14 protein-coding genes are annotated in these 13508 nt (G+C 67.4%); 11 read left to right on the top strand and 3 right to left on the bottom strand.

Annotated features, from left to right (window positions below):
• Nucleotide 1: 1 nt before the first annotated feature.
• Nucleotides 2–994 (bottom strand): 4-hydroxy-3-methylbut-2-enyl diphosphate reductase, encoded by a 993-nt coding sequence (gene ispH / locus VCJ71_RS07160; protein WP_416379145.1) that lies wholly within the window; start codon nucleotides 992–994, stop codon nucleotides 2–4.
• A 104-nt stretch (nucleotides 995–1098) separates the two neighbouring features.
• Here ispH and VCJ71_RS07155 point away from each other — a divergent pair, with 104 nt between their 5' ends.
• From VCJ71_RS07155 to tatC, 9 genes are all read left to right on the top strand, one after another.
• Nucleotides 1099–1746: a hypothetical protein gene (locus VCJ71_RS07155; RefSeq protein WP_324640062.1), complete on the top strand. Its 648-nt coding sequence runs from the start codon at nucleotides 1099–1101 to the stop codon at nucleotides 1744–1746.
• A gap of 90 nt (nucleotides 1747–1836) precedes the next feature.
• Nucleotides 1837–3582 (top strand): arginine--tRNA ligase, encoded by a 1746-nt coding sequence (gene argS / locus VCJ71_RS07150; protein ID WP_416379160.1) that lies wholly within the window; start codon nucleotides 1837–1839, stop codon nucleotides 3580–3582.
• A 2-nt stretch (nucleotides 3583–3584) separates the two neighbouring features.
• Nucleotides 3585–4274: an SPOR domain-containing protein gene (locus VCJ71_RS07145; RefSeq protein ID WP_324640059.1), complete on the top strand. Its 690-nt coding sequence runs from the start codon at nucleotides 3585–3587 to the stop codon at nucleotides 4272–4274.
• A 90-nt stretch (nucleotides 4275–4364) separates the two neighbouring features.
• Nucleotides 4365–5378: a beta-N-acetylhexosaminidase gene (gene nagZ / locus VCJ71_RS07140; protein WP_324640897.1), complete on the top strand. Its 1014-nt coding sequence runs from the start codon at nucleotides 4365–4367 to the stop codon at nucleotides 5376–5378.
• Nucleotides 5375–6181, top strand: a complete 807-nt coding sequence (locus VCJ71_RS07135) for a segregation and condensation protein A (RefSeq protein ID WP_416379144.1) — start codon at nucleotides 5375–5377, stop codon at nucleotides 6179–6181. The genes nagZ and VCJ71_RS07135 overlap by 4 nt, the downstream gene beginning before the upstream one ends.
• A 5-nt stretch (nucleotides 6182–6186) precedes the next feature.
• The gene (gene scpB / locus VCJ71_RS07130; protein WP_324640058.1) at nucleotides 6187–6807 is read left to right on the top strand and encodes an SMC-Scp complex subunit ScpB; all 621 of its coding nucleotides are present in this window, start codon (nucleotides 6187–6189) and stop codon (nucleotides 6805–6807) included.
• 69 nt (nucleotides 6808–6876) lie between these two features.
• Nucleotides 6877–7140 carry a twin-arginine translocase TatA/TatE family subunit gene (gene tatA / locus VCJ71_RS07125; RefSeq protein ID WP_324640056.1) on the top strand — a complete coding sequence of 88 codons (264 nt, stop codon included), beginning with the start codon at nucleotides 6877–6879 and terminating at the stop codon, nucleotides 7138–7140.
• A 32-nt stretch (nucleotides 7141–7172) separates the two neighbouring features.
• Nucleotides 7173–7622: a Sec-independent protein translocase protein TatB gene (tatB, locus tag VCJ71_RS07120; protein WP_324640054.1), complete on the top strand. Its 450-nt coding sequence runs from the start codon at nucleotides 7173–7175 to the stop codon at nucleotides 7620–7622.
• Nucleotides 7622–8434, top strand: coding sequence for a twin-arginine translocase subunit TatC (tatC, locus tag VCJ71_RS07115; RefSeq protein WP_324640053.1), 813 nt, complete (start codon nucleotides 7622–7624; stop codon nucleotides 8432–8434). The genes tatB and tatC overlap by 1 nt, the downstream gene beginning before the upstream one ends.
• Here the strand turns inward: tatC and VCJ71_RS07110 are convergent.
• Both VCJ71_RS07110 and VCJ71_RS07105 read right to left on the bottom strand, forming a co-directional pair.
• A complete protein-coding gene (locus VCJ71_RS07110; RefSeq protein ID WP_416379159.1) occupies nucleotides 8431–10137 on the bottom strand; it encodes an amidohydrolase in 1707 nt (568 codons plus the stop codon). The genes tatC and VCJ71_RS07110 overlap by 4 nt on opposite strands.
• A gap of 7 nt (nucleotides 10138–10144) precedes the next feature.
• A complete protein-coding gene (locus VCJ71_RS07105; RefSeq protein ID WP_324640049.1) occupies nucleotides 10145–11173 on the bottom strand; it encodes an NAD(P)-dependent oxidoreductase in 1029 nt (342 codons plus the stop codon).
• On the opposite strand from VCJ71_RS07105, the gene VCJ71_RS07100 reads away from it, so the two are divergent.
• Nucleotides 11124–12371 carry a threonine ammonia-lyase gene (locus VCJ71_RS07100; RefSeq protein WP_324640047.1) on the top strand — a complete coding sequence of 416 codons (1248 nt, stop codon included), beginning with the start codon at nucleotides 11124–11126 and terminating at the stop codon, nucleotides 12369–12371. The two genes, VCJ71_RS07105 and VCJ71_RS07100, sit on opposite strands and share 50 nt — an antisense overlap.
• Nucleotides 12372–12613: 242 nt before the next feature.
• Nucleotides 12614–13462 carry an arginyltransferase gene (locus VCJ71_RS07095; RefSeq protein WP_324640046.1) on the top strand — a complete coding sequence of 283 codons (849 nt, stop codon included), beginning with the start codon at nucleotides 12614–12616 and terminating at the stop codon, nucleotides 13460–13462.
• The last annotated feature ends 46 nt before the right edge of the window (nucleotides 13463–13508 follow it).

Genomic DNA, 13508 nt, shown 5'->3' with positions numbered 1-13508 from the left:
ATCAGTCCATCAGCTGGCGGGGCAGCTTGAAGACCATCTTTTCCTCGACGGTGCGGACCTTCTCCTCGTCGACGGTGCGGAACTCGGCCAGCCGGTCGATCACTTCGCGCACCAGCTTTTCGGGGGCGGAAGCGCCGGCGGTGAGGCCGAGCGTGCCGACCCCGTCAAGCCAGGACGGATCGATCTCTGCCCCGCGCTGGACCAGCTTCGCATCGGCGCCGCAGCGTTCGGCCACTTCGACCAGCCGCAGCGAGTTCGAGGAATTGGGCGCGCCGATCACCAGCACCAGGTCGCACGAGGGCGCGATGGCCTTTACCGCCGCCTGCCGGTTGGAGGTCGCGTAGCAGATGTCTTCTGCCTTGGGTCCGACGATATTCGGGAAGCGCGTCTGCAGGGCGCTGACGATTTCCGCCGTGTCGTCCACCGACAGGGTCGTCTGGGTGAGGAAGGAAAGCTCCTCCTCTTTCGGGAAATCAAGCCGAGCGACGTCCTCGATCGTTTCGACCAGAGTCATCGTACCTTCGGGCACCTGGCCCAGCGTGCCGATGACTTCGGGATGGCCTGCGTGGCCGACGAAGATGATGTGGCGCCCCTTTTCCAGCTGGCGTTCGGCCTGGCGGTGGACCTTGCTGACCAGCGGGCAGGTGGCGTCGAGATAGTCCAGCCCGCGCTCTTCCGCCTTGGCCGGCACCGCCTTGGGCACGCCGTGCGCGCTGAACACCACGGGCACGCCGTCGGGCACCTCGTCCAGTTCTTCCACGAAGACGGCGCCCTTCGCCTTCAGCTCGTCGACGACATAGCGGTTGTGCACGATTTCGTGCCGGACAAAGACCGGGGCGCCGTAGCGATCGATCGCGCGTTCGACGATCTCGATGGCGCGGTCCACCCCGGCGCAGAAACCGCGCGGGGAGGCGACGAGGACTTTCAGGGCGGGCATGCCGCGCGCATCGGGGTTCGCTTGCGGTGTGTCGGGATTTGGAAAGGGGGCGTTCATGGACCCGCCTCTAGCGGTTGTGGCGCGCCTGCGAAAGGGCTAGGACGCGCGCCGTCGCGCTCCGATGACCGGCCGCGCGATACGCTAGAAGGAATTGCCCCGGAATGATCGCTCGTAACGCCGCACTTGCTGCCATCGTCCTTGCCGCCACGCTCGGCGCGTGCCGGTCGAGCGGCGATATCGTGCTGGAAGACGGCGTCGGCATCCAGACCGCGCGCTCGCTGTGTCCGGCCGTGGGCGTGCCCGATTTCACCGGCGACATCACCACGTTCAACGGCACGGGGCGGACGCTGGCGGACATGGACGTGACCGCGACCATCACCAACGTGCGCACCACCTGCGACGAGACGGGCGACCAGATCTATGCCGGCGCCACGTTCGACGTGCTCGCCCGCCGCACCGACACGCGCGGGGCGCGCAGTGTGCAGCTGCCCTATTTCTCCACGGTGCTGCAGGCGGGCCGCTCGGTCGTCTCCAAGCAGGTTGGCACCGTCACCGTGAACTTCGCCGACGGGCAGGAGCGCGCGCAGGCGAGCGGCCAGGCCGGCGCCTTCGTGAACCGCGCCGCGGCAGCGCTGCCCGCCGATATCGAGCAGGAAATCACCCGCCGCCGCCGTCCGGGCGAAGTGGAGGCCGCAGTCGACCCGCTGTCGAAGCCGGAAGTGCGCGCCGCCATCGCCCGCGCCACTTTCGAACTGCTGGTTGGATTCCAGCTCGACGAAAGCCAACTGCGCTATAACGCCACACGCTGAGCGATACCGCCTTCGCGCAGCCCGATCTGCGCGTAAGCTTCCCTCCCTGTCGTTAAGCCGCTACCGCGCGCGGCCATGACCGATAGCCAGATGACCGACACACTCACGATCCACGCCCGCCTCGCCGCCCGCGTCGATGCCGCGCTCGATGCGCTGGTCGATGGCGGCATGCTGCCCACAGGGCTCGACCGCCGCAACGTGAGCGTCGAACCGCCGCGCGATCCCTCCCACGGCGATCTTGCCACCAACGCCGCGATGGTCCTCGCCAAGCCTGCCGGGACCAATCCCCGCGCGCTGGCAGAGGCGATTGCCGACAGGCTGCGCGCCGAAGATGGCGTCGCGGGGGTCGAGATCGCAGGGCCCGGCTTCCTCAACCTGCGGCTCGACCGGTCGATGTGGCTGGGCGAGCTCGCCGCGATAGAGGCGCTCGGCGACAATTACGGCCGCAGCGCGATGGGCGGGGGCAAGCGGGTGAACGTGGAATACGTTTCCGCCAACCCGACCGGGCCGATGCACATGGGCCATTGCCGCGGCGCCGTGGTCGGCGATGCGCTCGCCAGCCTGCTTGAATACGCAGGCCACAACGTCACGCGCGAATATTACGTCAATGATGCCGGCGGCCAGGTCGACGTGCTCGCCCGCTCCGCCCACCTGCGCTACCGCGAGGCGCTGGGCGAGGATGTCGGGACGATCCCGGAAGGCCTTTATCCCGGCAGCTACCTGCAGCCGGTGGGCATGGCGCTGGCGAAGGAATTCGGCGACCGCTACGCCGACGAGCCGGAAAGCGAATGGCTGGAGATTTTCCGCACCGCATCGGTCGCGGCGATGATGGAAGTGATCCGGCAGGACCTCGCCTCGCTCGGCATCCATCACGAAACCTTCGCGTCGGAAGCCGAATTGCAGGCCGCCGGTAAGCCGGCCGAGGCCGAGGCCAAGCTGCGCGAGGCAGGGCTGGTCTACGACGGCATCCTCGAAGCGCCCAAGAGCAAGACGCTCGACGACTGGGAGCCGGTAGAACTGCCGCTGTTCCGCAGCACGCAATTCGGTGACGACCAGGACCGCCCGATCCGCAAGTCCGACGGCAAGTGGACCTATTTCGGCGCCGACCTCGCCTATCACATGCAGAAGGCGGAAAGCGCCGATGCGCTGATCGACATCTGGGGCGCGGACCATTCGGGCACGGTGAAGCGGATCAAGGCCGCCGTCGCCGCGCTGGCGCAGATGGAAGGGCGCGAGGTGCCTTTCGACGTGAAGCTGGTGCAAATGGTCCAGCTGCTGCGCGACGGCGAACCGGTCAAGATGTCCAAGCGCTCGGGCAATTTCGTCACTCTCGCCGAAGTGGTCGAAGAAGTCGGCAAGGACGTGGTGCGTTTCACTATGCTGACCCGCAAGCCCGAAGCGCAGATGGATTTCGACTTCGCTAAGGTTGTGGAGGCCTCGAAGGACAACCCGGTCTTCTACGTGCAATATGCCCACGCGCGGATCCATTCGACATTGCGCAAGGGGGAAGAGGCCGGCGTGCGGCCCGATTCCGCCGCGATCGACCGCTTGGGCGAGGACGAAATCGCGCTCGTGAAGCAGGCCGCGCAGTTCCCGCGCATCGTGGAGCAGGCGGCCAAGGCGCGCGAGGCGCACCGCATCGCGTTCTTCCTCGGCGACCTCGCGGCGGCCTTCCATGCCTTCTGGAACGCGGGCAACGACGACCCGGAAAAGCGCATCATCGTGGCACAGGATGACGCCCTGACGGCAGCGAGGCTTTATCTCGCCGACCAAATCGGGCAGGTTTTCCGCAATGGCCTCGCCATTTTGGGGGTGCAGGCGGTCGAGGAGCTGTGACCATGACGTCCTGGGGCGACGAGAACGAGCACGAATACGACGATGCCGGGCACGAGGAAGAACGCCTCGAATTCGCCGACGAGGACGAGCACCTTCCTTGGCTCGAAGGTGACGAGGACGAGGAGGCCGGCACGGTCGATACCGGTCGGATCGTCGGGATTGCAGTCATCGGTCTGCTGGTCGTTGCCGCGGTCGTCGGCGCGATCTGGGCCCTGACCCGCGCCGGACCCGATCCCGAAATGGTAGCGGACGGCAGCACCATCGAAAGCCCCGAAGGCCCGATCAAATCCCGTCCCGAAGATGCTGGCGGCCAGCTGGCCGCAGGCACCGGCGACGTCGCCCCGCAACAGGGGGAGGGCCGCGAAACCGAAGGTCGGATCGCCGCCAGCGAAACCGCGCGGCCCAGCATCGACCGCCGCCAGCCGGGCGAAGAGGAAGCTCCTGCCGCTGCGGCCAGCGGGGTCGGCGTGCAGGTGGGCGCCTTCTCCTCGCGCCAGAACGCCGAAACGGCGTGGAATGCGCTGCGCAGCAAGACCGACGTGCTGAACGGCGTCAGCCGCTCGATCGTGCAGATGGAGGTCGACAACGGCACATTGTTCGCCCTTCGCGCGATGGCCGGCAGCGCGGGCGAGGCGAATGCGCTGTGCGGCCGCCTGAAGAACGCCGGCATCGACTGCCAGGTTAAGAACTGAGCGCACTCGCGGCTCGGCGGCCCGGTTTTTGAACAGCCGGGGCGCGGGGCGCGCTTGTCGGCCCGCATCGCCTGTGCCAGCGTCACGGCGATGACACCGGCGATTTTCGGCCTTTCCGGCACCAGCCTGACCGACGCGGAACGCGGCTTTTTCCGCGAGGTCGATCCGGCGGGCTACATCCTGTTCGGTCGCAATATCGACACAGCGGACCAGCTTCGCGCGCTGACGGACGACTTGCGGGGCATCCACGGCCGCGACGTGCTGGTATCCATCGACCAGGAAGGCGGCCGCGTGCAGCGGATGAAAGCGCCCAATTGGCCGCCCTATCCCGCCGGGGAGAAGTTCGACGCGCTCTACCGCCTCGCCCCCGCGAGCGCGATCGAGGCAGCCCGCGTCAACGCCGAAGCGCTGGGGGCGGACCTCGCGGAGGTCGGCATCAATTGCACCTATCACCCGCCGCTCGACGTGCGGCGGCCCGGCACCCACGACGTGATCGGCGACCGCGCACTGGGGAGCGAACCGATGCAGGTCGCCGCGCTCGGCCGCGCGATCCTGCAGGGGCTGGAGCGCGCAGGGGTGGTCGGCTGCATCAAGCACATGCCGGGCCACGGCCTGACCTATGTCGATACGCACAAGTCGATGCCGACGGTGACCGCCGGGGCGGAGGAGCTGGAGACCGACATCGCGCCCTTCCGTTCGCTCAACGATTGCCCCGTCGGCATGACCGGCCACCTGCTGTTCACCGAATGGGATGCGGACAATCCGGCGACCCTGTCCGAAACGGTGATCCGCGAGATCATCCGCGGGCGGATCGGTTTCGACGGGCTGCTGCTGACGGACGATATCGACATGCAGGCGCTGGAGGGCACCGTGCCGGAACGCGGCGCGCGCGCCATCGCGGCGGGGTGCGACATCGTGCTCAACTGCTGGGCGAAGATGGAGGACCAGCAGGGCCTAGTCGACCGGCTGCCCGCCCTGTCGGAGACCGGCAAGGCGCGGCTCGATCGGGCGCTGGCTGCCACAGGCTCGCCCGCCCGCACGGCCGATCATGCGGAATTGCTCGCCAAGCGGGATGCGCTGCTCGCGCTCACGGAGGCAGCGTGAACGACGGCGACCTCCTCTTCACTGCTGCCGACGAGGCGCAGCCGCAGGAGGACTGGGACGGCATTGCGTCAGCCCCGGGTGCCGACGAGGCGCTGTACCTTGAGCTCGACGGGTGGGAAGGCCCGCTTGACTTGCTGCTCGACCTCGCACGGCGGCAGAAGGTCGACTTGCGGCAGATCTCGATTCTCGCGCTGGTGGATCAGTACCTCACCTACATCGAGCGTGCCGAGGCGCTGCGGCTGGAGCTTGCGGCCGATTACCTCGTGATGGCGGCGTGGCTGGCCTATCTCAAGTCGGCCATGCTCCTCCCGAAAGAGGAGCAGGAGGACCCGTCGCCTGAAGAGATGGCGCTGCGCCTGCAACTGCGGCTCCAGCGGCTGGGCGCCATGCGCGAGGCGGCGGCGCGGCTGATGGGCGGCGACCGGATCGGGCGCGACGTTTTCCTGCGCGGCGCCCCGGAGGGCCTGCGCATCGACCGCAAGACCGCGTGGCGCTGCGAATGGTACGACATCGTGCAGGCTTACGGGCAGGTGAAGGCGCGCACGCAGCCGGCGATCCACATGGTCCGCGAACGGCCGGTGATGACGCTGGAAACCGCGCTGGAGCGCGTGTCCTCCATGCTCGGCCTCAAGCTCGACTGGTTCGAGATCAAGGACTTCATCCCGCCCGGCAGCGAGCCCCGGTTGCGCAAGTCGGCGCTCGCCAGCAGCTTCGTCGCCATGCTGGAACTGGCGCGCATGGGCCGCGCCGAATTGCGGCAGGAAACGACCTTCGGCCCGTTGCACGCACGGCGCCTGCAGTGAGGGAAATGTCCGATCTCGAACGCTCGGTCGAAGCGACGCTGTTCGCTTCCGAAGAACCGATGAGCGCGGAGGCGATTTCCACCCATCTCGGCGGGGCGGACGTGCGCGATGCGCTGCGCGGCCTGGAAGCGCATTACGAAGGGCGCGGGATCCGGCTGGTCGAACGGGGCAGGCGCTGGCAGTTCCAGACGGCTCCCGACCTTGCCCACCTGCTACGGCGGGAGCGGGAGCAGGTTCGCCGCCTGAGCCGGGCGGCCACCGAGGTTTTGGCGATCGTCGCCTACCACGAGCCCGTGACCCGCGCCGACATCGAATCCATTCGCGGTGTGCAGACCTCCGGCGGCACGCTTGATGTGCTGATGGAAGCGGGCTGGGTGCGCGTTGCCGGACGGCGCGAGGTGCCGGGCCGCCCCGTGATCTATGCGACGACGCCGGAATTCCTCAGCCACTTCGGCCTCAAGAGCCGGCGCGAGCTGCCCGGCATCGACGAGCTGAAGGCGGCCGGCCTGCTCGATCCGGTAGACGACGCGTTCGATGCGCTGCTGGGGCCCGACGAGGACCCGGACCGGCCATCGGCGGAGGATGGGGCGGCGGAAGAAGAAGCCTCCCACGCGGGCGAAGACTAGGCTTCGCTGGCCAAGCGGCGCGGCAACGCCTATGTTTTGCGCCGACCAATCAATTTCGGAAGATTTCCCATGGGTAGCATCGGACCGCTGCAGCTTATCATCATCGCGATCGTCATCCTCGTCCTGTTCGGGCGCGGCAAGATTTCTGAGATGATGGGCGATTTCGGCAAGGGCGTGAAAAGCTTCAAGGACGGCATGAAGGAAGGCGAGGACACGCCCAGTGAAGGTGCGCAAAAGGCGATGCAAAACCGCATCGAAGGCCCGCAGCACGACGCCAAGCCCGCCTCCGAAGCTGCCGCCGACCCGCGGCCTGCCGACAAGAACGAAGGCTGACCGGCACCGGCTGACGCCCGCGGGACGCGAACATGTTCAATATCGGTGCGGAGGAACTGCTGCTGATCGTGGTGGTCGCGATCCTGGTGATCGGGCCCAAGGACATGCCGCTCGCCCTGCGCACCGCCGGGCGCTGGATCGGCAAGATCCGCCGCGTCTCCGGCCACTTCCGCGCCGGTCTCGATTCCATGATCCGCGAGGCGGAAATGGAAGAGATGGAAAAGAAGTGGAAGGCGCAGAACGAGGCGATCATGAAAGCCCATCCCGGCGCCGCTGCGGATGTGCGCAAGACGGCGGGAGAGCCGACCAACCTGCTGCCTGACGAAACCGGCGAAGGGCCGCAGATGCAGCCGCTCGCCGCCAATCCCGATCCGGAGCGGGACCAGGCCGCTGACGCCGCCCGCGAGCGTGCCCGCCCCAAGCCGCCGCCCGCCGACGAGGCGGCCCCGCGCCTGCCGCTGGGCGGGGAGGACGAGGCATAATGGGGATCATCAAGGATCTCGACGATACGCAGGCCCCGCTGCTCGATCACCTGATCGAACTGCGCACCCGGCTGGTGCGTGCGGTGCTGGCGCTGATTGTGGCGTTCGGCGCGTGCCTGTTCGTGGCCGACGACATTTTTGGCATCCTCGTGCGCCCGCTGACCAATGCGTTTCCGGCGGGCGAGGGGCGGCTGATCTACACCAAGCTCTACGAAGCGTTCTTCGTGCAGGTGAAGGTGGCGCTGTTCGCCGGCTTCTTCATCAGCTTCCCGATCATCGCCAACCAGCTATGGGCCTTCGTCGCCCCGGGGCTTTACGCAAAGGAAAAACGCGCTTTCCTGCCCTTTCTTCTCGCCACGCCCATCCTGTTCTGCGCCGGCGCGGCGCTCGCCTATTTCGTGGTGATGCCCAACGCCTTCAAATTCTTCATCGGCTTCGAGGGGCAGGTCGCCGATATCCCGATAGAGGCGCTGCCGGCGGCGGGCGATTACCTCAGCCTGGTGATGCAGTTCATCCTCGCCTTCGGGATCAGCTTCCTGCTGCCGGTGCTGATGATGCTGCTGAGCCGCGCCGGGTTGGTGACGCGGGATCAGTTCGTGAAGTCGCGGCGCTTCGTGATCGTCGGTATCGTGATCCTGGCGGCGGTAATCACCCCGCCCGACTGGGGCAGCCAGGTCGTGCTCGCCCTGCCGCTGATGCTGCTTTTCGAAGGGTCGCTGGTGCTGATGCTGCTGACCGAAAAGCGTGCCGCTAAGGCGCGCGAGCGGGCAGAAGCCGAAGAGGCTGAGACAGAGGCGGGGGCGAAGACCTAGCGGACGATCTCCGCTTCCTCCTCGGCCACGATTTCCGGTGCGTCGCCGCTGCGGGTCCGGGCGTCATAGACTTTGCGCCCACCGATCCACGTTTCCAGCACCTGCGTTTCGCGGATTTCGGCAGGAGAGGAAATCATCGGGTCGCGGTCGACCACCACGAAGTCCGCTTGCTCGCCCACTGCCAGTTGGCCGAAACGCCCTTGCGCGAACCCGGCATAGGCGCCGCCGGCGGTGTAGGCTGCCAGCGCCGCGCCGCGATTGACGGCCTCTTGCGGATACCAGCCGCCGAAGGGCTGGCCGTCCGCATCCTCGCGGCTGATGGCAACCGCGAGGCCGGTCCACGGATCGGGCAGCTCGACCGGCGCATCGGAGCCGAAAGCGAGCGGTGCGCCGGTCGCGGCGATGGAATGCCATGCATAGGCACCGTCGAGCCGGTCAGCACCCAGCCGTGCCTCGGCCATCAGGCGGTCGCTCGTCTGGTGGACCGGCTGCATCGATGCGACGATGCCGTGGTTGCCGAACATGCCCATGTCGGCGGGATCGACGACCTGTGCGTGTTCGATCCGCCAGCGAATATCGCCGGGATAGACGGGCGCAACATCGTCGATGGCGCGCAGCGCTTCCAGGTTGGCGCCGTCGCCGATGGCGTGGACCGCGGGCTGGTACCCGTCGATGGCCGCGCGGGTCAGGGCGTTGCGCAGTTGCGCCGGCGACATCAGGGCGAGGCCGCGATTGCCGGGATGGTCGGCGTAATCCTCTTTCAGCACCGCCCCGCGCGATCCCAGCGCGCCATCGAGATAGAGCTTCACGCCGTTGAGGCGCAGTTTATCGCCATACAGCCAGGGGGAGGGGCCGCTGCCGCCGATCAGCACTGTCTGGTCGATACCCGCGCCATAGCTCATGATGCGGATATAGAGCCCGCCGGTGTCGCCCGCGCGGCGGAAGGTCTGCCAGTCCTCGATCGACGTGCCCATGTCGGCGATTGCCGTCACACCGCGCGCAACCAGCAGGCGCTGCGCCTCGCTGAGCGCCGCGTCGCGGTCGCTCCCGCGCGGGGGCGGGATCTTGCCGGAGACGAGCTCCATCGCCGCATCGACCAGCACGCCGGTCGGGTTGCCCGCCGCATCGCGCTCGATACGGCCGCCGGCGGGGTCGCGCGTGTCCTTCGTGATGCCCGCGAGGCGCAGCGCGGCGGAGTTGGCCCAGCCGGCGTGGCCGTCGACCCGTTCCATCCATACCGGACGTTCGCTTTCGGCAAGGTCGAGCTCGGCGGCGGTGGGGAAGCGGCCTAGGCCCCAGGTTTCCTGGTTCCAGCCGCGCCCCAGCAGCCAAGGGCGTCCGGGGAAGCGCGCGGCGTAGGCGGCGATTTCGGCCTGCGCCTCGCCCAGCGACGCGGTCTGCATCAGGTCGAGCGACAGCGCGCCGAGGCCGATGCCCATGACATGGCCGTGGCTGTCGATCATGCCCGGCAGGACGATGCGGCCCTGCCCGTCCTCGCGATAGTCGGTCTGCGGCCGCCGCTCCCCGCGCGCGAGCACGTGGGTGATCCGCCCGTCGTCGCCGATCACCAGCGCTTCGAAGCGGGTTACGTTGCCTTCGCGGTCCACGGTGATGCCCTGGACATTGTCGAGCAGCACATCGGCCTCGGCGGGCGCAGCGATCAGGGCGATGGCCGCAGTGGCGGCGGAAAGTAGCGTCTTCAGCACGAAATCATCCTTCGAGGTGTTTGATGAGGGCGCTGGTATCCAGCCGCCCGGCGCCCCGGCTTTGCACCTGGGCATAGAATTGGTCGACCAGCGCGGTCACCGGCATGGACAGGCCGCGGCTGCGCGCCTCCTCAAGCGCGATCGCGAGGTCCTTGCGCATCCAGTCGATCGCGAAACCGAAGTCGAATTCGCCTTTCGCCATCGTGTCCCAGCGGTTGACCATCTGCCAGCTTTGCGCCGCGCCGCCGCTGATCGCTTCCAGCACTTTCGCCATGTCGAGCTCGCTTGCCTGTGCCAGTTGCACGCCTTCGGAAAGCCCGGCGAGGATGCCGGCGATGCACGCCTGGTTGACCATCTTGGTGGTCTGCCCCGCGCCCGGCCCGCCGACATGGACGATCCGCGCGGCATAGGCTTCCATCACCGGGGTCGCGGCGGCCATCGCCTCTGCGCTGCCCCCGCACATGATGGCGAGCTGGCCGTTCTCCGCACCTGCCTGTCCGCCCGAAACCGGCGCGTCGACTGCCAGCAGGCCGCGCGTCTCCGCCTCCGCCGCGATTTCGCGGGCGATGGCGGCGGATACGGTGGTGTGATCGACGAAGCAGGCGCCCGGCTTCATGGCGGCAAGCGCGCCGTCTTCGTCCAGCACGACGCTGCGCACGTCTTCGTCATTGCCGACGCAGGTCAGCACGACATCGGCTTCGGCGGCGGCCGCGGCGGGTGTGCCTGCGGACCTGCCGCCATGCTCTGCAACCCAGGCATCGGCCTTCGCACCCGTGCGGTTGTAGACGGTGACCGCGTGGCCGGCCCTGGCAAGATGCCGCGCCATCGGCGCACCCATCACGCCGAGGCCGAGGAAAGCGACTGATTTTCCTGTGCTCATGGCCAGCCTGATGGCGGCCCGCGCGCGGCAAAGCAAATCTTTCGCGCGGGCAAATTGCGCCGCGATAGGCAGTGTGGCGGATTTCCGGTAGGCAGGGCGCCCTATGACACAGCCCCTGACCGACGCGGAGCATCGCGCCCAGCCGCTTACCATCGACGATGTCCGCGCCGCGGCCGCACGGATTGATGGCGCGATCGTGCGCACGCCCATGGCGCTGTCGAAGACGCTGTCCGATATCACCGGCGCGGAAGTCTGGCTGAAATTCGAGAACCACCAGTTCACGGCCGCCTACAAGGAACGCGGCGCGCTCAACGCACTGCTGCAGCTGACCGACGAGCAGCGGGGGCGCGGCGTCATCGCGGCAAGCGCCGGCAACCACTCGCAGGGCCTGTCCTACCACGGCAGGCGGCTCGGCGTGCCCGTCACCATCGTGATGCCGAAGACCACCCCGGCAGTGAAGGTCATGCAGACCGAAAGCGTCGGCGGGCAGGTCACGCTGCACGGCGAGACCTATGACGAGGCCTATGCCCACGCGCGCCATCTCGAAAGCGAGCTGGGCCTCACTTTCGTCCACCCGTTCGACGATCCGAAGGTGGCGGCAGGGCAGGGTACCGTGGCGCTGGAAATGCTGGACGAGCAGCCGGACCTCGACCTGCTGGTGATTCCTATCGGCGGCGGCGGACTGGCCACCGGGATGGCGACGGTCGCCCGTGCGCTCAACCCGAAGATCGAGATCATCGGCGTCCAGGCAGAGCTCTACCCCTCGATGCACAACCGCGTGAAAGGCGCCGATGGCGCTTGCGGGGGCGACACGATTGCAGAAGGCATCGCGGTGAAGGAGCCGGGCGGCTTCACCGCAACCCGGCTCGCCGAACTGCTTGACGATATCGTCCTGGTTCCCGAACCCGCGCTGGAGCGGGCGGTGTCGCTGCTTCTGCAGATCGAGAAGACGGTTGTCGAAGGCGCGGGCGCAGCGGGCCTCGCGGCGATGCTTACTTTCCCAGACCGGTTTGCCGGCAAGAAGGTCGGCACGGTCCTGTGCGGCGGCAACATCGACACGCGCCTGCTTGCCAACGTGCTGCTGCGCGACCTAGCGCGGTCGGGCCGCCTCGCGCGGTTGCGGGTAACGCTGCAGGACCGGCCGGGTTCGCTCTTCAAGCTGATGCGGCAATTCGATGCGCACGACGTCAACATCATCGAAATATACCATCAGCGCATTTTCACCCACCTGCCGGCCAAGGGCCTCATCACCGACATCGAGTGCGAGGCGCGCGACGAACGCCAGATTGCCGACCTCGTCGAGCGCTTGCTCGATCTCGGCTACGAGACGAAGATGGTCCAGCTCGCCTGATCCAGGGCGCTGATTTCACGCGTTAACACTTGACCCGCACCCCTGACCCAAAGCGGGCCATGGCGGGGGTTGATCGGGTGAACTGTGCAAAATAACCTCTGGTTAACCATGATTCTTGGTTAAGACGGTTCTACCGGGCGACTCGCTCGGGCAGAGAGGTGGGGCGGCGCGGCGACGAACCGGTCGATGCGCGCCGACCATGCACCCGCAGGCCCGACTGGGCAGAGAGGATTTTTCGCGAAGTGACGGCTCCGGTACGATTCCCGCGATTTTTCGTCACTGCCCCGGCGCCGTGTCCGTACCTGCCCGGCCGGACGGAGCGGAAGGTCTTTACCGAGCTGAAGGGCGAGCATGCCGATGCGCTGAACGATGCGCTCGGCCGGATCGGCTTCCGCCGCAGCCAGACGGTTGCCTATCGCCCGTCCTGCGCCAATTGCCGCGCCTGCGTATCGGTGCGCGTGGTGGCGAACGAATTCCGGCCTTCGGCCACGCAGCGCAAGAACCTGCGCCGAAATTCCGACCTCGTGGCGACTGAATGCCGCCCATGGGCGACCGACGAACAGTACCAGCTGCTGCAGAAATACCTCGGCGCGCGCCATCCCGGCGGGGGCATGACGGCGATGGACGACATTGATTTTGCAGATATGGTGGAACACACGCCTGTATCCAGCTATGTGATTGAATACAGGGAGCCCTCCGACGGTGAGCGGCCCGGCCGTCTGGTCGGTGCCTGCCTCACCGACCGGCAGGGGGACGGGTTGTCGATGATCTACAGTTTCTTCGACCCCGAACATGAGGATCGCACGGGTCTTGGTAACTATATCATCCTGGACCATATCCGGCGCGCCGCTGACAGCGGGCTGGGCTATGTCTATCTCGGCTATTGGGTCGATGGCTCGCCGCGTATGCAGTACAAGGTGCGCTATCGCCCGCTCGAACGGCTCGGCCCCGATGGCTGGGTGCGCATGTCGGAAGACGAGCAATCCGGCCTCATCGCAGCCGCTACCCGCCCGCGCGACCGGTCCGGCGATTTCGTCGGCAACAAGGACGGATTGCCCGAGCAGGTCGAGAGCTTCTCGCCTGCCGACTGAAGCCACGCGAAGGCTAGCGGGCATTTCCCCGCGTGCATTGACCGGC

This window comes from Pseudoblastomonas aquimaris (assembly GCF_035481675.1).
Classification (GTDB): Bacteria; Pseudomonadota; Alphaproteobacteria; order Sphingomonadales; family Sphingomonadaceae; genus Alteriqipengyuania_B.
Note: the sequence above shows the minus strand (reverse complement) of the source record. Positions and strands in the feature narration are given on the sequence as shown.

What these genes read in the sequence shown, in the direction of transcription:
- ispH (WP_416379145.1), bottom strand. Translation starts at nt 994, where the DNA reads ATGAACGCCCCCTTTCCAAATCCCGACACACCGCAAGCGAACCCCGAT.
- VCJ71_RS07155 (WP_324640062.1), top strand. Translation starts at nt 1,099, where the DNA reads ATGATCGCTCGTAACGCCGCACTTGCTGCCATCGTCCTTGCCGCCACG.
- argS (WP_416379160.1), top strand. Translation starts at nt 1,837, where the DNA reads ATGACCGACACACTCACGATCCACGCCCGCCTCGCCGCCCGCGTCGAT.
- VCJ71_RS07145 (WP_324640059.1), top strand. Translation starts at nt 3,585, where the DNA reads ATGACGTCCTGGGGCGACGAGAACGAGCACGAATACGACGATGCCGGG.
- nagZ (WP_324640897.1), top strand. Translation starts at nt 4,365, where the DNA reads ATGACACCGGCGATTTTCGGCCTTTCCGGCACCAGCCTGACCGACGCG.
- scpB (WP_324640058.1), top strand. Translation starts at nt 6,187, where the DNA reads ATGTCCGATCTCGAACGCTCGGTCGAAGCGACGCTGTTCGCTTCCGAA.
- tatA (WP_324640056.1), top strand. Translation starts at nt 6,877, where the DNA reads ATGGGTAGCATCGGACCGCTGCAGCTTATCATCATCGCGATCGTCATC.
- tatB (WP_324640054.1), top strand. Translation starts at nt 7,173, where the DNA reads ATGTTCAATATCGGTGCGGAGGAACTGCTGCTGATCGTGGTGGTCGCG.
- tatC (WP_324640053.1), top strand. Translation starts at nt 7,622, where the DNA reads ATGGGGATCATCAAGGATCTCGACGATACGCAGGCCCCGCTGCTCGAT.
- VCJ71_RS07100 (WP_324640047.1), top strand. Translation starts at nt 11,124, where the DNA reads ATGACACAGCCCCTGACCGACGCGGAGCATCGCGCCCAGCCGCTTACC.
- VCJ71_RS07105 (WP_324640049.1), bottom strand. Translation starts at nt 11,173, where the DNA reads ATGGTAAGCGGCTGGGCGCGATGCTCCGCGTCGGTCAGGGGCTGTGTC.